The 19,211-nt window shown below is 66.6% G+C and carries 14 protein-coding genes and 1 tRNA gene; 5 read left to right on the forward strand and 10 right to left on the reverse strand.

Annotation, left to right across the window (positions count from 1 at the left end):
- The 10 genes from EKM57_RS10210 to EKM57_RS10255 all read right to left on the reverse strand — a co-directional run.
- Nucleotides 1-329 (reverse strand): acyl-CoA dehydrogenase family protein (locus EKM57_RS10210; protein ID WP_206185391.1); only part of this gene is annotated, 329 nt, incomplete at its 3' end.
- Nucleotides 330-413: 84 nt separating this feature from the next.
- On the reverse strand, nucleotides 414-1,910 hold the full coding sequence (locus EKM57_RS10215; protein ID WP_129792409.1) for a hypothetical protein: 1,497 nt from the start codon (nucleotides 1,908-1,910) through the stop codon (nucleotides 414-416).
- A 97-nt stretch (nucleotides 1,911-2,007) separates the two neighbouring features.
- The gene (locus tag EKM57_RS10220) at nucleotides 2,008-2,820 is read right to left on the reverse strand and encodes a cyanophycinase (RefSeq protein ID WP_129792410.1); all 813 of its coding nucleotides are present in this window, start codon (nucleotides 2,818-2,820) and stop codon (nucleotides 2,008-2,010) included.
- A complete protein-coding gene (locus EKM57_RS10225; RefSeq protein WP_129792411.1) occupies nucleotides 2,817-3,692 on the reverse strand; it encodes an isoaspartyl peptidase/L-asparaginase in 876 nt (291 codons plus the stop codon). Before EKM57_RS10225 ends, EKM57_RS10220 begins: the two co-directional genes overlap by 4 nt.
- The gene (cphA, locus tag EKM57_RS10230) at nucleotides 3,689-6,433 is read right to left on the reverse strand and encodes a cyanophycin synthetase (protein ID WP_243450985.1); all 2,745 of its coding nucleotides are present in this window, start codon (nucleotides 6,431-6,433) and stop codon (nucleotides 3,689-3,691) included. Before cphA ends, EKM57_RS10225 begins: the two co-directional genes overlap by 4 nt.
- A gap of 393 nt (nucleotides 6,434-6,826) precedes the next feature.
- Complete coding sequence (locus EKM57_RS10235; RefSeq protein ID WP_129792413.1) at nucleotides 6,827-8,671, reverse strand: M61 family metallopeptidase; 1,845 nt, start codon at nucleotides 8,669-8,671, stop codon at nucleotides 6,827-6,829.
- 118 nt (nucleotides 8,672-8,789) lie between these two features.
- Nucleotides 8,790-9,698, reverse strand: a complete 909-nt coding sequence (gene yghU, locus EKM57_RS10240) for a glutathione-dependent disulfide-bond oxidoreductase (protein ID WP_129792414.1) — start codon at nucleotides 9,696-9,698, stop codon at nucleotides 8,790-8,792.
- Between the two features lie 143 nt (nucleotides 9,699-9,841).
- Complete coding sequence (locus EKM57_RS10245; RefSeq protein WP_129792415.1) at nucleotides 9,842-10,621, reverse strand: hypothetical protein; 780 nt, start codon at nucleotides 10,619-10,621, stop codon at nucleotides 9,842-9,844.
- A complete protein-coding gene (locus EKM57_RS10250; RefSeq protein WP_129792416.1) occupies nucleotides 10,621-13,218 on the reverse strand; it encodes a TonB-dependent receptor in 2,598 nt (865 codons plus the stop codon). Before EKM57_RS10250 ends, EKM57_RS10245 begins: the two co-directional genes overlap by 1 nt.
- A gap of 177 nt (nucleotides 13,219-13,395) precedes the next feature.
- Nucleotides 13,396-13,485, reverse strand: a tRNA-Ser gene (locus EKM57_RS10255).
- A 120-nt stretch (nucleotides 13,486-13,605) separates the two neighbouring features.
- On the opposite strand from EKM57_RS10255, the gene EKM57_RS10260 reads away from it, so the two are divergent.
- The 5 genes from EKM57_RS10260 to metG all read left to right on the forward strand — a co-directional run bounded on the left by EKM57_RS10260 (nucleotide 13,606) and on the right by metG (nucleotide 19,174).
- Entirely contained in the window at nucleotides 13,606-14,673 is a 1,068-nt protein-coding gene (locus EKM57_RS10260; RefSeq protein WP_371414132.1) for a lytic transglycosylase domain-containing protein, read from the forward strand.
- A 26-nt stretch (nucleotides 14,674-14,699) separates the two neighbouring features.
- Complete coding sequence (locus EKM57_RS10265) at nucleotides 14,700-15,872, forward strand: D-alanyl-D-alanine carboxypeptidase family protein (protein ID WP_129792686.1); 1,173 nt, start codon at nucleotides 14,700-14,702, stop codon at nucleotides 15,870-15,872.
- Nucleotides 15,869-16,492, forward strand: coding sequence for a dTMP kinase (gene tmk, locus EKM57_RS10270; protein ID WP_129792417.1), 624 nt, complete (start codon nucleotides 15,869-15,871; stop codon nucleotides 16,490-16,492). Before EKM57_RS10265 ends, tmk begins: the two co-directional genes overlap by 4 nt.
- A gap of 64 nt (nucleotides 16,493-16,556) precedes the next feature.
- Nucleotides 16,557-17,546 (forward strand): DNA polymerase III subunit delta', encoded by a 990-nt coding sequence (locus EKM57_RS10275; protein ID WP_129792418.1) that lies wholly within the window; start codon nucleotides 16,557-16,559, stop codon nucleotides 17,544-17,546.
- Between the two features lie 68 nt (nucleotides 17,547-17,614).
- Entirely contained in the window at nucleotides 17,615-19,174 is a 1,560-nt protein-coding gene (gene metG / locus EKM57_RS10280; RefSeq protein ID WP_129792419.1) for a methionine--tRNA ligase, read from the forward strand.
- Nucleotides 19,175-19,211 lie beyond the last annotated feature (37 nt).

Below are 19,211 nucleotides of genomic sequence, written 5' to 3' on the forward strand. Positions count from 1 at the left end.
ACCAAGGACGACTGAACCGACATCGCCGAGCGATAGCCAGAATCCACCCGCTCGACCGCACGCGCGATCAGGCCGTAACTGACATAGTTGAGCCCGGCCCCGCCATATTCCGGCGAAATGGTCGCACCCAGCAGGCCGAGCGACCCCATCTCCGCCATGATCCCGGGATCGAAGCGCTCCTCCAGATAAGCACTCGTCACCCGCGGCTGAAGCTTCTCCTGCGCATAGGCCTCGGCCGTGTCGCGGACCATCCGCTCCTCGCCGGAAAGCTGCGCGTCAAGCGAGAACGGATCCGCCCAGTCAAAGGGAAGGGGACGAAGATCGGCCATCATGTTCCTCTTGTACCTGTCGGCGTGCGGCCTAGCCGCTACGGGGCGAGGAGGGAAGCCGGCGCGGTACGCACTCACCAGGCATCATTCGTCCGGATCAGGAAAGGCGAACGGGTCGGGCAGGTCCCGGTTGTCGCGGGCCTGCGCCTTGGCCAGCAGGGCGACCGCCGCCTGCCGCATCCGGCCGCGATGCCGGCTCGCGCCCACGGGGACGAGCAGGGCTGCGGCCCGATCATATTCGCCACGCCGGATCAGGACGTTGGCTGCCGTCATCGCGATCTCCTCCACCTGGGGCGCGATCTGGTGGGCGAGAAGCAGGATGTTGCTCGTATTCTCACTGAGGAAGTCCGGCTCCAGGCTGAGGCTTTCCGCATAGCGATAGAGGGTTGGGAAATGGTTCTCGTCGGCACGGTGGGCGCGAACGAACCAGCGCTTGGCCTCGGCGAAGTGGCGCGCGCGCGCCGCTTCGTCGCGGCGACCGGCGACGAGGTGGCGCATGCCCTTGAGATAGAGCAGCTCGACGTCTCCCGGCGCCTCGGCGAGCAAGGAATCGAGCTGCCTGTCTGCGGCCGCGCCGTCGCCGTAGAGCGCCTCGGCTCGGGCCCTGACCCGGCGCGCCAGCGCGCCGTCGCCGTCGGCGGCGCCGAGAGCGCGACCAAGAAAGCGATCGGTGACCTTCGGCGTCCAGGTGAGCTGGAGCGAAGCGCGGGCCAGGATCAATTCGTCAGGAACTCCGGCGAGCCGAACCACCTCGACCTCCGCGGCTTCCGCCGCGCTGATTCGCGGAAGGCGCGAATAGGTCATTCCCGTCCCGCCATAGCGGCTGATCTCCCGCTGAAGGGTCGAGACGTCGGTCGCGAACGCTTCGGCGAAGGCCGTCCGGGGCTCGGCACCGGCCGTCATCGCCGCGAGATAGCGCGCGAGCCGACCGCGCCGGTCCGCGTCCCGCATCAGATAATGAACGAGAAGCCAGCTCTGGGCGTAGAATTTGGCCGTCTCGGCCCCATTGAGCCGGGTGGGATCGCCGAATAGGAGCGTGTCGAGCGGCAGCCACCCCGAACGATCCGCCAGCCAGCTCGCCCGCGCCGGGTTGAACCGCCCGATCTCGAGCATGGCGTCCGCAAAGCGGATGGTGGCGAGATACTCGGCGAAGCCCTCGACATACCAGGCCGGATAGCTGGCCGGGAAATATTGCATCATGAAATGGTGCGAATATTCGTGAAGGAGGACCTCCTCATGAGTCATCCAGTCCTCGCGCCAGCCCTGGTCGACGACCGCGACGATACCATCGGGCGATGGGGCGTAGAACCCGCCGAGCCCGGCGCTGCTCTGCAAGATTCGATCGAGCTGGCCGCGACCTCGCACCATGTAGATGTTGAGCTTGTTCGGAGAAGGCGGGGCCTCGGTCCCGGTCATCATTCGCAGCAGCCGGTCGAATTCCTCGAGCTGCCGGACTCGTCCGACGAGATCCGATTCCTCCCCCTCGCTGTACACGACGAAATTGGCGCTCTCCGCGCGAAACCACTCGGCATTCGCGGTGGTGGGCGCCAGCCACAACAATATGAAGAATGAAGCAAGCACGCGCCGCATCCGCCGTCCCCCCATGACCACCGGCAACCACCAAGCCTAAGGATTTGGCGACCTGCCGCAAGGCCAGCGAATCGTCGCCTCGTCGCGCCTATTTCGCCGCCGGGATCGGGCGGCGTCCGGCCAGATCGTAGCGATCGCCGGTGCCGAGCACATGAACGACGACGCCGTGCATCGAAAGCACGCGGTCGGGCTCGGCCTCGGCCAGATTGCAATGGCTGACTCGGGAGCCGTCGACGATATAGACTGCGCCGCTTCCGATCACCTCGAGGCTGTCGCCTTCGGCGATGGCGGCGGTATCCTCGTCGATGCCGATCCCGAGAATCCTCGGATTGTGGGCAACCGCACCGATCAGACGCCCGAAGCGGCCTCGCTCGGCGAAATGCTGGTCGATAATGACGTCGCGGATCAGTCCAAGGCCGGGCGCCATGTGGAGGTCGCCGATCCGGTGCGTCTCCCCGCTCGTTCCCCGGACGAGCATCACGTCGCTCATCACCGAGGCGCCCGCGGACGTCCCTGCAACGGTGCCACCGCGTTCGAACAGCGCCCGAACCTTGGCTTCGATGCCGCTGTCGCCGATCTGGCTGGTAATCCTCAACTGGTCGCCGCCGGAGAAGAACACGGCCGCGGCATCGTCGAGCACCTGCAGCTTGTCGCGATCTCCGGCCTCCGCCCGGTCCTCGACGTAGAGCTCGACGAGTTCGCCCACCTCGAGGTCGGCGAACGCTTTCTCGTAATCGTCGAAATAGCCCTCGGGCTGGTGGCTGGCGACGGTGGCGAGCACCAGCTTGCCGCCGCGTACGCGCCGCGCAACCTCGCGCAGGATGACCCTGCGCCCCCGTGGATCGCGATCCTCGCCGCCACCGATGATGATCAGGCTTCCGCTGCCGCGCTTTTCGCTCATGCCTCGTCCTTGCTCAGCCACACCCGCCCGTCAGGGTCGCCCGCCGTCGCGACGGCGACGGCGAAATGGGGGCTATTGTGCCACCAGCCGACCGCACCGTCCTTTCGGATCGCGATTCCGCCGCCGTCGCCGCCGAGGTGGGGAAGGCGGGAAAGCGCTAGTTCCAGCGCGCGCGCAGGACCTGTTTCCGGCATGAGCCGCATCACCTCGGAAGCGATGGCCAGGCGAGCGATCGACTCGCCGTCGCCCGACAGCGCCAGCGCGCCCACGGCGTTGTCCGCATAATAACCGCATCCGGGAAGCGAGCTGTCCGCCATTCGGCCGACCGGCGCACCGGGGAGCCCGCCCGTCGACGTAGCGGTCGCGATATTGCCGGACGTGTCCAGTGCGACCGCACCGACCGTGTCATGCTCCTTGAGCGATACACGCTGCTTCTCGACGACCAGATCCCGTGGATCGCACAAGGTCGCGCCCCGCTCGATCGCGAACTGCCGTGCACCGTCGCCGGCTACCAGTATCGCCCTTTCCGCCACCAGCAGCCGAGCGACGCCGACGGGATTGCGCACCCCCTTGATCACGCCTACCGCGCCGACCGCCAGATCGCGGCCGCTCATGACCGCCGCGCACATCTCGACCTCTCCGGCCTCGTTCAGCGCGGACCCGTAGCCTGCGTTGAACGTGGGATCGTCCTCGAGAACCCGCACCGCCGCCTCGACTGCGTCCACCGCCGCTCCGCCGCGCTCGAGGACAGCGCGCCCGGCGTCGAGCGCCCGAGCGCAACCGCGCCGATTCGCCGCTTCCTCACCGGGTTCGATCTCCTTCGCCCCACCATGGACGGCGAGGGCCCAGCCACGCTCCAACAGCACCGTCATTCAGCCGCGTAGAGGGGCTGCGGGGCTGCGCTGAACTCGCGCTCGGCTGGAACGAACTCGCACACCTGCTGCCATGCCGCGAAGACCTCGGTAGGCGTGACCACCACCAGATCCCCCGGCCGAGCCGCACGCAGCGCGGCCTGCGTCGCCTCCGCTTCTCCAGCGACCAGCTGGATCCGCTCGGGATCCGCCCCGGCTTCGATCGCCCCCGCCTTGAGCAGGTTCATGATCTGGCCGCGCGGACGGCCGCGGGTCGCAGGATCCTCGCGAAAATAATGTTCGTCGAAAATTCGGGCGGCGAGCCGGCCCATTTCCAATATATCCTCGTCCCGCCGGTCACCGGGAATAGAGATGCAGCCGATCATCCGCTGGTAACGGTGACGCAGACCGTCGATCATCTCGCCGATGGCGGCCAGTCCGGCGGCATTGTGCGCATAGTCGACGATGATCCGGAATCCGTGCGCGTCGTGGACGTTGAGTCGGCCCGGATTCTGCTCGAAGCTCGATCTGAATCCGCACAGCGCCGAGCGAATGGTCAGCAGGGGGACGTCGTGGGCGACCGCGATGGCGCAGGCGGCAAGGGCGTTCGCGATATTGAACGTCGCCGCCCCGTGCAGGGTCGCCGGAATGTCGTTGGCCGCCATGATGACTTCGCGTCGTCCGCCCCGGTGAAGGACGAGACAGCCCCCCTCCGAGCCAGGCTCGCGCACCACCGCCGTGCGGCCTGCGTCGATGTGCCGGCGCACGCACACCGGCATGTTCTCGCCGCCGTCCAGCGAGAACCAGATCAGGCGGCCACCGGCGCGCCGAGCCATTCGTACCGTGAGCGGGTCATCGGCATTGAGGACGGAGGCGCCGTCACGCGGCACCGTCTCGACGATCAGCGACTTCACGGCCGCGAGGTCCTCGACCGTTTCTATTCCCTTGAGCCCGAGATGGTCGGCGCTGATGTTGAGCACGGCGGCAATGTCGGCTTCATCGAAGGCCAGGCCCTCGCGAAGCATGCCGCCGCGTGCCGTCTCCAATACCGCCACCTCGACGCTGGGATCACGCAGCACCATTCGCGCGCTGCGCGGTCCGGTGGCATCGCCTTCCGCGACGATGAGGTCGTTGACATAGACTCCGCTTGTCGACGTCAGCCCGACGGTACGGCCGGTGTAGCGCAGGATGTGATTGACCATCCGGCCCACGGTCGACTTTCCGTTCGTTCCGGTAATGGCGATGATCGGTATCCGTCCGCGGCAGCCGCGCGGGAACAGCATCTCCATCACGGGGCGGGCAACGTCTCGCGGCGCCCCTTCCGAAGGCTCGATGTGCATGCGGAAACCCGGCGCCGCATTCACCTCGATCACGCCGCCGCCGGTCTCACGGACGGACCGGGAGATATCCGGCGCGATGAAGTCGATCCCGGCAATATCAAGTCCGACGATGGCGGCAGCCCTGCGGGCGATTTCGATATTCTCCGGATGGATGTCGTTCGTCCGATCGATCGCCGTGCCGCCGGTCGAAAGGTTGGCCGTCGCGCGCAGGTCGACGACCTCCCCGCGGGCGGGCACGGTCTCGACGGTGCGTCCGCCGCGCGCGATGAATTCGATGAGGTGCGGGTCGATCCGGATCCGCGTCATCACCTTCTCGTGTCCCTCGCCGCGCCGCGGGTCCTGGTTCACCTTCTCGATCAGCTCGGCGATCGTGCTGACGCCGTCTCCGGTGACACGTGCCGGCACGCGTTCGGCGACGGCGACGAGCTGTCCATCGACGATAAGGATGCGGTGGTCGCGCCCGGCGAAAAATTGCTCCACGACAATCCGGCGGCCATGCTCGCGGGCCGCGGCAAAGCCGAAGCGCAGCTGGGCTTCGTCGCGGATGTCCGTCGTTACACCTCGGCCGTGATTTCCGTCGAGCGGCTTGGTGACGAGCGGGTAACGGAGCGTTCGCGCTTCCCGCAGCGCCGCCTCCACGTCCCGAACCACGACGCCATGAGGAACGGGGACGCCGGCCTGGGCGAGCAGCCTCTTGGTCAGGTCCTTGTTCCCCGCGATATCCACCGCCACGAGCGACGTGCGGCCGGAGATGCTCGCTCGGATGCGCTGCTGCCTACGGCCATAGCCGAGCTGGATAAGGCTATTGTCGTCGAGGCGCATGACGGGAATTCCCCGCCGCTGGGCTTCATCGACCAGCGCCTGAGTCGTCGGGCCGAAGCGGCTCGCCTTCACCAGCTGCCGTACCGCCTCCAGACGGGCTTCGTAGTCATAAGGGCCTTCAGCCGCCCAGATCCGGTCGAGCCCAACGACCCCCCGCACAGATTCGGGTAGCAGCGAATCGACAAGTTCGAGCGCGAATCGGCCGGCGGCGAGAGCGACATTCTCGTCGCGATAGGCGTACATCACATTGTAGCGTCCCGGATGCCCCTTTACCGAGCGCGTCTTGCCGCGGGTCAGGCGGTCGCCGGCGATTGTCTGCAGTTCAAGGGCGACATGCTCGGCGACATGGCCGAGCCAGGTGCCTTCCCGGAGACGCTTCACGAAGCCGCCCCGGCGGCCGAAGCAGCAGCCGTGCAGTTCAAGTCCTGGAAGCCGCGCAAGCAAGCGATCCGAGAAATCGCCCAGCCGGTCGGTGGGCCAATCCTCCATGCGGCCCAGGTCGAGCTGGATCCGCACCATCGGCGTATGACTGTATCGGTGGGGCCCGCGATATACCCCTTTTTCGATCACCCGTACGGGCTGAGTGAGCAATCGAGTCACGGCATCGGACGGTGTCCCGAAGAAAACCGGCTGGTCCGCCAAAAAACCTCTCCCAATGGCAAGGATATCACCCGTCCCGGGATTGGCCCGTTCAGGATTTTGCGTTGCAACACAAACGCCTATGGACAGTTGGCGTTCCGGAACAATCATGCTGATCCAGATTATTGCCTCTGTTCTCAAATCCGGCCTGGCGGCGCTCGGGTCGACCGGCGCGGCGCCATGGACTGCTTGTCTCCAGCGAAAGGCCTCGATTCGAGAACAGGATAGGTGGGCTGCTGATCGAAGCTTTGTCTCGGGCGCCAAGACCACCGGGTGGCGGCCGAGCTCGACCGCTCCTGTCGTGCGCGACGCGGGCGGCCCGAATGCGGGGGAAGGACGAGGCGCGGTTAGCCGCTAGCTCGCGTCTGCTTCGTCGCCCAGCCAAGCCTTTCGAAAGGAGAGCTGTTCGGCGGTTGGCCTGAGGTTCGCCGCCTCGAAGCGAACCACCTCGAGCGTCGGGTCCTCGGCGAAGATGATCGTGGCGCTGCGCTGGAGCCCCCGCTGGATATAGTCGATCCGCACCGCATCGCCCGGCGAGTGGCGGGAAAGGACGGCGTCCCAATCTTCTTGCCGATCAATCTCGATCGTGCCGATCCGGACGATCTCGTCGCCGCCGTCCAACCCCGCCGCATAAAGGGGGCTTCCAACAGTGCTGCCGCCGTCGAGCGTCACGGCCTCGCCCTCCACGTTCAGCCGGGCCGGCCCGAGCCAGGCCTCGCCCGAATGGCGCCGGCGCAGCAGCAAGCCTGCCTGGCGGAGGAGCGGCTCGAAGTCCGGCAGGCCGCTGCCTTCGATCGTCCGTGCGAAGAAGCGTTCCGCGAAGGCCGGGTCGCCGGTCAGGGCCGCAAGCCCCTCGCGCAGGTCCTGCGGCCTGAAGGGCCGCTCGGTCGCACCGTGCGTCCGCCAGACCTGGCGCATGTAATCGTCGAGCGAGCGGTCGGGAAAGTGCTGACGAAGCTCGAGATCCAGCGCCAACGCGATGACTGCGCCGTAGGGGTAATATGAGACGAAGATGTTCGAATGATTGGTCGGATCGATGGCGGTCGCGGCGTCGACGAAAGGCGCCCGCAGACTCATCTCCTGCGGCGATCCGTAACGGCGTCCCGGGGCGTTGACGATGGCGCTGAGCGTCCCCGACAGCCCCTCCAGATACTCGTCGATGGAGGAAAGGCCGGCTCGTCGCAGGATCAGCGGACCGTAATAAGAGGTGAAGCCTTCCGAGAACCACAGGCTCGGGGTGGGATTGGCGCGCTCGAAGTCGAACGGCTCGAGCTCCGCGGGGCGAAGCCGCTCGACATTCCAGGCATGGATGAATTCGTGGCTGAGCGTTCCGATCTGGGCGAAGTCCGCCTCGCTGAGGGACCGGCTGTTCGTGAGATAGGTGGAGTTGCGATGCTCCATCCCGTCGCCCGACGCATGCGGGAGATAGTCGGCGAGGAAGGTATAGGTGCCGAAATCGAAATCGGGCACGTCGCCGAACAAGGCGATCTGCTCGCGCACGACCCGCTCGGCCATTCCCGCGAAGCGGTCGACCTCCTCGCTCGTGCCCTCATGATGGACGGCGAGGCGGATCGTATAGCGGCGGCCTTCCTCCTCGACCTGCCACTCGCGCAGTTCGTGGTCGCTGAGCTCGGTCGGGCTGTCCATGAGATATTGCAGGTCAGGCGCCCGGAAGGTCCTGCCGTCGCCGACCGGCTGGAGCTGGGTGGCGACCTTCCAAGAGGGATCGAACGGGCGGAACGTCACCTCGACGGGACGCTCCTCGAGGCCGCCGGCCCACATGAAGGTGGCGGGCATGTTGAGATGGGCATGGGTGGCGTCGATCTGGCTGTAGGTGCCGTCGGCGCGATCGGCGAAGAGCGTGTAGGTGACGGTGACTTCGCCGCCATGGCCAGCCACCGTCCAGCTATAAGGATCGCTGCGTCCGACCGGGAGGGGCCGGCCAGTGCCATCGACGGCCGACACCGAATAGACGTTCTTGGCAAATTCGTGGATCGCATAGCGGCCGGGCGACGAGCGCGACATGCGCAGGACGAGCGGCGCTTCGCCCACATCCGAGAAGGTGACGCTGATCCGCGCTTCGTGGTGCACCGCGTTGGGAAAGGCGACCTCGTAGCGAACCGGCGCGGCATTTTCCTGAGCCAAGGCGGGGGTGGCGACAGCAGCCAGCAGAAGTCCGATCCTCGCCCTCGTCCTCATTCCTGCCGTCTCCCGCCCGCGCCCGACGCGGCGCGTTCCATGACTATCCGCCGCGCAGGCAGGTCGACAACCGCTTTCGGATCCGGAGTGACGGCTTTCCGACTGCCCGCCTCGGAGGTCAGACCCACTGGCCGCCGCGTGCCTGGACCAAGTCTTCGCGATTTAGCTCGAAATCGCTCGCTTCATGCCGTTCGAGCACCTGCGTCTCCGGCGACCCGAAGGTGCGGTTGACCATGCGGCCGCGCTTTACCGGCTCGCGATCCGCGATAAGGTCGACCCAGCGGTCGAGGTGACGATATTCGTGGACCGCCAGAAATTCCTGGGCGCCATAGGCTTCGCGCAGCATCGATCCGTACCAGGGCCAGGCCGCCATGTCGGCGATCGTATATTCGTCGCCGGCCAAATATTCGTTGTTGGCGAGATGGGTATCGAGCACATGGAGCTGCCGCTTGGTCTCCATGGCGTAGCGATTGATGGCATATTCCACCTTGAACGGCGCGTAAGCGTAGAAATGGCCAAACCCCCCGCCGACGAAAGGGGCGGACCCCATCTGCCACATCAGCCAGTTCATCGTCTCGGCGCGCTTGTGATGCTCGGTCGGCAGGAAGGCGCCGAACTTCTCGGCGAGATAGAAGAGTATCGATCCGCTCTCGAACAGGCGCGTTGGCGGATCGGTCGAACGGTCGAGCATCGCCGGGATCTTCGAATTGGGATTGATCTCGACGAAGCCGCTGGAGAACTGAACACCGTCGCCGATCCGGATAAGCCAGGCATCATATTCCGCGCCCTCGTGCCCGAGCGCCAGCAGCTCCTCCAGCATGATCGTGACCTTCACTCCGTTCGGCGTGCCCATCGAATAGAGCTGGAGCGGGTGTCGGCCGACCGGAAGCGCCTTTTCATGAGTCGCACCCGAGACCGGCCGGTTGATGCTTGCGAATTGGCCTCCGCTCGGCTGGTCCCAAGTCCAGACGCGGGGCGGGACATAGCCCGGCGGCTGATTGTTCGCGGGATCGAGATCGTCGGCCATGTCGGTCTCCTCGTCACGTTCGCTGTCGGATCGCGCGTTAAGACGTCGCGCGGCGCATCGCCAGCCGCATTTCGTCCGAACGCGGCCTGCTTTCCGCGGGCGCAGCGAGCAAACGCACCTGCATCCTGGCGCGTTGCCACGCTTCAGGGACGGACCGGCGGGATCCTCATCTCGATCAGCTCGCGCTGCGCGCGGTCGAGTGCCCAAAGCGTGCCAGCCGAACGATCCCACTGGATAGCCTGGCCGGGCGCAGGGATTGGTATGGTCGCGACATGGAGGAGCCGGGAACCCGCCTCGGGCAGGCGGAGCACATAGGCCTCCGGCCGGTCGTGGCCCGTGACATAGAGCAGACCATCGCGCCAGGCGCCGCCGGACGCGCTGTAGGGCGCCATCCGCTCCAATATGCTCTTCGGGAGCAGCCACGCCCCGAGCTCGCGAAAGTCGGCATCGAAGCGCACGACCACCGTCGAGCGATGATCGCGACCGGGTTCGCCGCCGCGGCCGTCATAATGGGCGAAGCCCGCCCACCAGCTGCCATCCTGCCATTCGAGCCAGGTCAGCGATCCGCGGCCGGGCCCGAGGCTCCGCGACCGGACGTGGCGCAGCGTTTCGGCGTCGAACCATTCCACCGAGCTCGCCATCGGCACTTCCGGGTAATTGGAGGCGGCGCAGACCAAAGACCCCTCGTGCAGCGTGCAGCTGTTCATATGGATGAACTGGGTCTCGTCGCCCTGCCAGACGGCGACGCGCCGGCCGCTCGCCCGGTCATATTTGCCGATCGCGCTGTTCGAGATAGCATAGACGAAGCGGGCGTCGGCGGCGACTCCCTGCCGGGCCTCCTCGGCCGGAATCCGCCTGACCTCGGTCGCGGCCGGCAGCAGGAGGGCGGCCGCGGCCGCCGCCGCGATCCATGCCCAGCCCATCAGAAGCGTACCGAGGCGCCGAGCTGCCAGGTGCGGCCGTAGCGCTCGTTCTGGGTCACCCAGTCGCGCCGCACCCACTGATATTGCCGGGTCGGCTCGTCGGTCAGATTCTGCGCCTCGACGAACAGGCGGACGTGATCGTTGACCGCAAAGCTCGCTTTCGCATCGAGCCGCCGCAAATCGTCGTTCGACTGGTCGGCGATCGGGTCGGAGTCGGCGGAGATGAGCGCCCGGCCGGTATGGTGATAGGCGATCGAGGCTTCGACCGGGCCGCGCTGGTAGAAGAGCTGCGCGCCCCAGAGCAGGTCCGACTGTTCCGGGAAGGCGACGGTCCTCACCGCATCCGGAGTCTCGATCTGCAGGTTGGAGTCGACCAAGGTCAGGGTCAGGTTCACGCCGAGGCCGGAGAGCGCGCCGGGAAGGAAGGTGAATTGCTGCTGATAGGCGGCCTCCAGGCCGATAATGTCGCCGCTGCGGGCATTTTCCGGTTGGCTGAAGCTGATTCGGTCATAGGCGACGCCGGCGAACGATCCGTCGACCACCGTGAAGGAACGCGTGAAGATCGGATTGTCGATAATCTTCGCGAAAGCGCCGATCGAAAGCAGGCCTCCACGAGCGAAATAATATTCGCCGATCGCGTCGAAGGAATCGGCGACATAGGGCCGGAGCGCCGGATTGCCGAGCGAGACCGACGCCTCATTGCCCTCGACCTCGATCTCGCCGCCCGGTGACAGCGCCGAATATTGCGGCCGGCCGACACTGCGGCTGTAGGCCAGGCGGACCACCAGATCCGGGGCCGGGTTGATCCGGACGATCAGGCTCGGAAGCCAGTTGGTATAGTCGCTTTCCGCCGTGGCCGGGATCACCGTGTCTCCGTTCTGGAGCTGGAATCCTTCTATGTCGAGCCGGGTGCGCTCGACCCGCAATCCGGCCGTCACGTCCACATCGCCGAAATCGAGGTTCGCCATCGCATAGCCGGCGATCACCTCCTCCTCGAGGTCGAGATCGCCGAGCGTCTCGTCGGCAAGGCTCCCCTCGCTGTCGAAGACGAACAGCGGTCCGCCGAGCCGCCCCTGGGTGAAGGCGATGATCGCCTGCGGGTCGATCGTCGGCGAGATCAGATAGGATTGGCCATCCACCTCGATGATCGAGTCCGCGCCCACCAGGCCTGCGCCGGCGAGTGTGAAGCGATTTCCCGAGCCGCCGCGCCCATAGCTGTCGTTGCTCGAATCGAAGCTCTTGTCCGTGGTGCGGTAGCGGCCGCCGATCCGAACGAAGCTGTCGGTGCCGAGCGCGAACTCGCGGGTGAGGTTGACGCGGGCGTCCCAGCTGTCTTCCTCGCCGCGCTCGTCCTGCTCGCTATAGCTGCGGAATTCGAGGTTCTCGGCGGCCACGCGAGTGCGCGGGACGGCGGTGAACACCGGATCGGTGAAGTCGAAATCGACCGGCCCGACCGGATCGACGTTGCGAAACTGCCAGCTCTGGTTGGGCTCGATCACCTCGTTATGGATCCGGGCCACGCCATAATCGAGGATCCAGGGACCGAACCGGTTCTCGCCGCCAGCCATCAAGGCGAGCACCGATTTCTCCTTATATTCGAGGCGAAGGTCGGAGCGCTGCGCCGTTGCGGTGGAGGTGCCGCTTAGCCCGTCCGGATCGAGGACGATCGATCCGTCGTCGACCAGCTCCTGGCCGCCATTGGCGAAGTCGATGCGGTAGCGCTGGCGATATTCGTCCTCGGTGAAGCGGCTGTACAGGCCTCGGACATAGAATTGGTGGTCATCGCTCGGCCTCCAGTCGAAGGACCCGGTGGCGCCGATCCGCTCGCGCTTCAGCTCGTAATCGGTATATTTGAGGTTGATCGGGAGCCCGCCGCGCGCCGCCTCCGCGACCGGCGCCCAATCGTCGGGATAGATTCCGGCGCTTCGGAAGGTGCGGTCCGAATAGCTCGCACCGACGAGCAGCCCGAACTGCTGGTCCGGACCGAACCGGCCGCCGACGCTGACGTCGCCGCGGATCGGGAATTCCTCGTTCAACTCCTGATAGCCGACCTGCGCCGTCGCCTGCACGGTGAACGCCTCGCGGAAATCGAAGGCCGTCTGGGTGACGAGATTGATCGATCCGCCAATGCCCTGTCCGGGCTGGTCGGCTGTCCGGACCTTGGCGACCTCGACACGATTGAGGAGCTGGCCGGAGATGACGTCGAGCGGGAGCCGGCGGCTATTGCCGTCGGGATTGCCTACCTCGAAGCCGTTGATCGTGTAGTTGTTGAGGTCCGACGGGATTCCCCGGACGGCCACGTAGCGACCCTCACCCTGGTCATATTGGACCCCGACGCCGGGAAGCCGCTCGACCACCTCGGCGACGTTGCGGTCGGGCAGCTGCCCGATCTCGTCCGCCGCGGCCGCATCGAGGATGCCGAGCGCGTCGCGCTTGATCTCGATCGAGCGCTCCTGCTGGGCGCGCTGGCCGGTGACCAGTATCTCCGCGTCGCCGCCATCCGCCAGGGCCGCACCACCGTCCTGCGCCTGAGCATGAACGGGAAGGGCGGCGGAAATGGCGAGCAGGCCGGTGCCGGCCAGAAGTCGGATGCGCATGGTCTATCCCCCGGAAATGAGCGTTGGGGGAGGGCGCTATTCCGGGCCTCTTACGAGACCGTGACAGTTTTTGTGCAGTGCAGCGACAGCGGGCAGGCGGGCAACCGCTGCGAATGCGTCGATCGCAAGTCCTGGTGTCCGCATGGGTCGGGCAGGGACGTCACGACATGAAGAAGTTGGCGGAGAGGGTGGGATTCGAACCCACGGTGAGCGTGAACCCACGGCGGTTTTCAAGACCGCTGCCTTAAACCACTCGGCCACCTCTCCGGACGCCTTCGCCGGACCGACGGCGGATAGACCCCGCATGCCCATCCGTGCAAGCCGCTGCGACACCTTCACGTGGCGGCAAGCTGATGTCATATAGGGTGCGAGCGGATGAGGGTGAAAATGCGTTTTTTGAGTATCCTGGCGGCCGGTCTTCTCGTCGCCGGACTACCCGCGGCCCGAATGGGCGACGGGGCGATCGATTTCCAGATGGAGGCACCGGCCGAGGCGCAATCTGGCGGCCTCAGCCAGGCCGGATTCATGGCGTATCTGCCGCGCCTGCGGGCGGAGGCGGAGCGCGCCGGCGTGAGCCGGGCCACGCTGGACCGGGTGTTCCCGACGCTGACCTTCTCCTCGCGCACGGTGGAACTCGACCGCGGTCAGCCCGGCGGCGCCTCGGGATCGAGCGCAATCCCGCCCTTCGAGCCGTATCGGCAGCGCCATCTCGGATCGGTGCTGATCGACCGCGGCCGCTCGCGCTATGCCCAGAATATCTCGCGCCTCAACGAGATCGGGCGCCGCTACGGCGTACCGCCGTCGGTCCTCGTCGCGATCTGGGGCAAGGAGACGAGCTACGGATCGATTACCGGCGATTTCGACCTGCTCAATTCGCTCGCCAGCCTCGCTTATGAAGGCCGGCGCCGCGACCTGTTCACCGGCGAGTTCATCGCCACGCTGAAGATGATGGACCGGGGCTTCTCGCGATCCCAGCTGGTCGGCAGCTGGGCCGGTGCCACGGGCCAGTCGCAATTCCTGCCCAGCGTCTACATCCGGCTCGGGGTCGACGGCGACGGAGACGGCCGTGCCGACATCTGGGGCAGCCATCTCGACGCCTTGGCTTCGATCGCCAATTATCTGCGCAGCGCCGGCTGGCGGCCGGGAATTCCCTGGGGAACGGCCGTGCGGGTTCCCGCGGGATTCGACCGCGCCGCGGTGGAGACCCGGCTTCGCGCGCCGCGTTGCGCCCGCGTCCACGAGCGCCACAGCCGCTGGCTCACCGCCGAGGAATGGCGCCGGCTCGGCGTGGCGAACAGTCTTCCTGCCGGCACCCTGGCGAGCCTGCTGGAGCCGGACGGCCCGGGCCGGACCGCCTATCTGCTCACCACCAACTACCGCACGATCCTCGACTATAACTGCTCGAACTTCTACGCCTTGACCGTCGGCCTCCTGGCCGATTCGGTTTCCCGTTGAACGTTCGAGGTCGCTGCTCAGAGATGATGCGCAAGCCCCTGCTCATTACCCTTTTCGCCACCGCGCTTTCGATTCCGGCCGCCGCGGCCGCTCCGCCCTTCGAAACGCCCGCGCCGATCGCCTACATGATCGATCTCTCGTCGGGTGCCGTGCTCTACGCCAAGGATGCCAATCGCCGGATCCCGCCCGCATCGATGGCGAAGATGATGACCACCCACGTCGTCTTCGAGCTGATCGACAGCGGCGAGCTGCAGCCCAACCGAATGTGCACCGTGCGGCCGGAGACATGGCAGCGCTGGCACGGACCGGAAGCGGGATCGACCATGTTCCTGTCCCCTGGCGAGCAGGTCAGCGTCGAGAATCTGCTGCACGGGATCGTCACTCTGTCCGGCAACGACGCGACCGTCGTGCTCGCCGAATGCATTTCCGGCACCGAGGCCGCCTTCGTCGCGCTGATGAACCGCCACTCGCGCGAGCTCGGGCTGGAGAATTCCAATTGGGGCAATCCGGTCGGATGGCCGGACAATGGCGTCACCTACACCACGGCCCGCGACCTCGCGACGCTGGCAGCGGCCACGATTCGCCAGCACCCCCGGCTTTACCGTGAATATTATACCGTTCGGGAGTTCACCTGGGGCCGCACGATGGGCGGCGACCGGCCGATCACCCAGGCCAACCGCAATCCGCTGCTCGGACGCATCGAAGGCGCCGACGGACTCAAGACCGGCCATACCGCCGAGGCGGGCTACGGCTTCACCGGCTCGGCCGAGCAGGGTGGGCGCCGCATCGTCATGGTGCTCGCCGGGCTCGACAGCTTCAACGGACGGTCCGCGGAATCGGTGCGGTTCATGGACTGGGGATTCCGCGCCTGGCAGTCGCGGCCGCTGCTCGATCAGGGCGAACGGATCGGCGAGGCGCAAGTCCAGCTCGGCGGCGAGGACAAGGTTGGCCTGGTCGCGCCGCGCGCGGTGGCCGTGACCATCCCGGCCGGTCTGGGGCAGGATATCAGGGCGCGCATCGTCTACCAGGGCCCGGTCAAGGCGCCGATCGCGCAGGGCCAGCACATCGCCGATCTCGTCGTCACCGCCGGCGACATGCCGCCCCAGGTCACGCCTCTGGTCGCCGAGGAAGCCGTCGGCGAAGCCGGCTTCTTCGGCCGGATGTGGGCGGGGCTGAAGCACCTGCTCGGCATGGGATGATCCCGCGTTTCGTCACCCTCGAGGGTGGGGAAGGGGTTGGAAAGTCCACCCAGCTCAAGGCGCTGGCCGAGGTGCTTCGCGCTCGGGGGCCGGCCGTCGTCGAGACGCGGGAGCCCGGCGGCAGCCCGGGCGCCGAGGCGATCCGCTCCCTGCTGCTGCAGGGCGACATCGACCGCTGGACCGGCGAGGCCGAGGCTCTCCTGTTCGCCGCCGCCCGGTCCGACCATGTCACCCGAACGATCAAGCCGGCTCTCGACCGCGGCCAATGGGTGCTGTGCGACCGCTTCCTCGACAGTTCGATCGCCTATCAGGGCATGGTCGGCGGCCTAGGCGTCGAGGCGATCCGCCGGCTGCATGCGATCGGCAGCGGCGGCTTCCTGCCCGACCGCACGCTCTTGCTCCGGCTCGACGGCGACGAGGCCGCCGCCCGGACCCGCCGCCGCGATGCCGATGGGGCCGATCGCTTCGGTGCCCGCGACGCCGCTTATCATGCCGGCATCGCCGCGGCCTTCGATCGCCTCGCGGCGGAGGAGCCGGAGCGGTTCCGCGTGATCGATGCCGCCGGCGAGGCGGAGACCGTGACGAAGCGGCTTCTCGCCGCTTTGGAAGATCTGCTTTGAAGGACGGCGCCTCTCGCTCTTGCTTCCCTCGTGGGGGAGACGTCCGCGGCGGGGCTTGTCACCCGTGACACCCCTGTACGGCCACGATACCGCCGTGGCGGCATTCCGTGCGGGGCTGGACTCCGGACGCCTCCATCATGCCTGGCTGGTCACCGGTCCGGCCGGAATCGGCAAGGCGCTGTTCGCCGACAAGGCAGCCTTGCGGGTGCTCGCGCAAGGGGCCGGAGCGTCGGTGGACGCGCCCGGGCTCGATGTTCCGGACTCCTACCCGGCGGCGAAGCTCATGGCGGCCGGCAGTCATCCCGACCTGATGCGCCTCGAGCGCCTGACGCGCGAGGGGGGCACGGATCTCGCCCGAAACATTACCGTCGACCAGGTTCGCGGACTTCAGCGGTTGTTCTCGACGACCGCATCCATGTCGCCGTGGCGCGCGGTGGTGATCGACTCGATCGACGATCTCGAACGCAACGCCGCCAATGCCCTGCTCAAGAATCTCGAGGAGCCGCCGCCGAACAGCTTGTTCATGCTGGTCAGCCACGCGCCCGAGCGATTGCTGCCGACGATCCGGTCGCGCTGCCGCATCCTGCGCCTTTCGCCGCTTCGATCCGACGCCATGGCGTCAGCCCTGCGCACTGCGCTGCCCGATGCCGACGCGGCGGAAATCGAGTCGCTCGTCGAAGTGGGGGAGGGGGCGCCCGGCCGAGCCATTGCCTTTCGCGGGCTCGACATCGCCGCGCTCGACGAGGCGATGCGGGCTCTCGCGCGCGAGGGCGATCCGACCAACCACCGGCGGTCGGCGCTGGCACAGAGTCTGTCCGGGAAGGCGGCCCAGGCGCGCTACGAGGCGTTTCTCGCCCGCGCACCGGCCCTGATCGTCGCCACTGCCCGGACACGTCGCGGCGCCGCCTTGGCCGAGGCCCTGGCCTTGTGGGAGCGCGCATCCGACCTCGCTTCGGCGGCGCGACGCCAGTCGCTCGATCCGCAGGCCGTCGCGTTCGAGCTCGCCGGATTGCTGGCCGGGCTGGCGACGACGGGGGGCAAAGCGGCGGCCTGACGGCTTCGAGGCAGGCCCGGCTGGGGAACATGATTGTCCCGGGCCGAAAATGCTCTATCTCGCCCGGCATGGCGGACCCTTTCTACATCACGACCGCGATCAGCTATCCGAACGGGCGGCCGCATATCGGCCATGCCTACGAGGCGATCGCCACCGACGCGATCGCCCGCTTCCAGCGGATGCGCGGCCGCGACGTCTTCTTCCTGACCGGAACCGACGAGCATGGGCTGAAAATGGCCCAGGCAGCGCGCGAGCGGGGGACAAGTCCGGCCGAGTTCGCCGAACAGATGTCGAGCTATTTCCGCGAGATGAATGAGAGTCTCAACATCTCGTTCGATCGCTTCATCCGCACCACCGAGCCAGCCCATCATCGCGCCAGCCAGGCGATCTGGCAGGCGATGGCGGACAAAGGCGACCTCTATCTCGGCCGTTACGAAGGCTGGTATTCGGTTCGAGACGAAGCTTATTATGACGAAAAGGAGCTCGTCGAGGGCGACAATGGAGAACGGTTGTCGCCCCAGGGCACGGCCGTCGAATGGACGGTCGAGGAGAGCTGGTTCTTCCGGCTTTCCGCCTATCAGGAGCGCCTGCTCGCATATTATCGCGATCATCCGGACTTCATCCGGCCGGAATCCCGGCGCAACGAGGTGATGCGCTTCGTCGAAGGCGGGCTTTCCGATCTCTCCATATCGCGCACCAGCTTCGACTGGGGCGTAAAGGTGCCCGGCAGCGACAAGCATGTCATGTACGTGTGGCTGGACGCGCTCACCAACTACATCACCGGCATCGGCTATCCCGATGATACGGAAGAATGGCGCAAATTCTGGCCCGCCGACCTCCATGTCATCGGCAAGGACGTGGTCCGCTTCCACGCCGTCTACTGGCCGGCCTTCCTCATGTCGGCCGGCCTTGCGCTTCCACGGCAGGTGTTCGGCCACGGGTGGCTGCTTTCGCGTGGCGAGAAGATGTCCAAGTCGGTCGGCAACGTCGTCGATCCCAACGATCTGGTGCGCGCCTTCGGCGTCGATTCGCTTCGTTATTTCCTATTGCGCGAAATCACGTTCGGACAGGACGGGAGCTATAGCGGCGAGGCGATCGTCACCAAGGTGAATGCCGACCTCGCGAACACCTTCGGCAATCTCGCACAGCGCACTTTGTCTTTCATCGCAAAGAATTGCGACGGTATCCTACCGGTGGGTGGCAAGGGAGATCCCGCCGACGAAGCGCTCATCACCCTGATTTCGGAGGTCACGCGACGCGACGTGCCGGCCCACTTCGAGGGGCTGCAGCTATCCCAGGGGATAGAGAGCTGGCTGAAGGCGGTGTTCGCCTGCAACCAGTATATCGACAGCCAGGCGCCCTGGACGCTGCGCAAGAGCGATCCGGAGCGGATGAAGGCGGTGCTGGCGACGCTCTACGTCGCCATCCGCGACCTTGCGATCGTCATTGCGCCGGTCGTGCCGGAATCGTCGGCGCGCCTGCTCGACGCGATGGGCGTGCCGGAGGGCGAGCGCGACTTTGCCGCGCTCGAGGATCCGGACAGCTACGACCGGCTTGCCGCCTCGGCCTTTCGGCTGGTGCCGCCGACCCCCATATTCCCGAGGCTGGAGCTTCCCGTCGAGGATTGAGCTTCCGATCCTTCGCGCGTGTCATGGAGCAGGCGAA

The organism is Sphingosinicella sp. CPCC 101087 (genome assembly GCF_004151485.1).
Lineage (GTDB): Bacteria > Pseudomonadota > Alphaproteobacteria > Sphingomonadales > Sphingomonadaceae > Allosphingosinicella.

What these genes read in the sequence shown, in the direction of transcription:
- EKM57_RS10245 (WP_129792415.1), bottom strand. Translation starts at nt 10,621, where the DNA reads ATGGGCTGGGCATGGATCGCGGCGGCGGCCGCGGCCGCCCTCCTGCTG.
- EKM57_RS10250 (WP_129792416.1), bottom strand. Translation starts at nt 13,218, where the DNA reads ATGCGCATCCGACTTCTGGCCGGCACCGGCCTGCTCGCCATTTCCGCC.
- EKM57_RS10235 (WP_129792413.1), bottom strand. Translation starts at nt 8,671, where the DNA reads ATGAGGACGAGGGCGAGGATCGGACTTCTGCTGGCTGCTGTCGCCACC.
- EKM57_RS10265 (WP_129792686.1), top strand. Translation starts at nt 14,700, where the DNA reads ATGCGCAAGCCCCTGCTCATTACCCTTTTCGCCACCGCGCTTTCGATT.
- EKM57_RS10225 (WP_129792411.1), bottom strand. Translation starts at nt 3,692, where the DNA reads ATGACGGTGCTGTTGGAGCGTGGCTGGGCCCTCGCCGTCCATGGTGGG.
- yghU (WP_129792414.1), bottom strand. Translation starts at nt 9,698, where the DNA reads ATGGCCGACGATCTCGATCCCGCGAACAATCAGCCGCCGGGCTATGTC.
- tmk (WP_129792417.1), top strand. Translation starts at nt 15,869, where the DNA reads ATGATCCCGCGTTTCGTCACCCTCGAGGGTGGGGAAGGGGTTGGAAAG.
- metG (WP_129792419.1), top strand. Translation starts at nt 17,615, where the DNA reads ATGGCGGACCCTTTCTACATCACGACCGCGATCAGCTATCCGAACGGG.
- EKM57_RS10220 (WP_129792410.1), bottom strand. Translation starts at nt 2,820, where the DNA reads ATGAGCGAAAAGCGCGGCAGCGGAAGCCTGATCATCATCGGTGGCGGC.
- EKM57_RS10260 (WP_371414132.1), top strand. Translation starts at nt 13,606, where the DNA reads ATGCGTTTTTTGAGTATCCTGGCGGCCGGTCTTCTCGTCGCCGGACTA.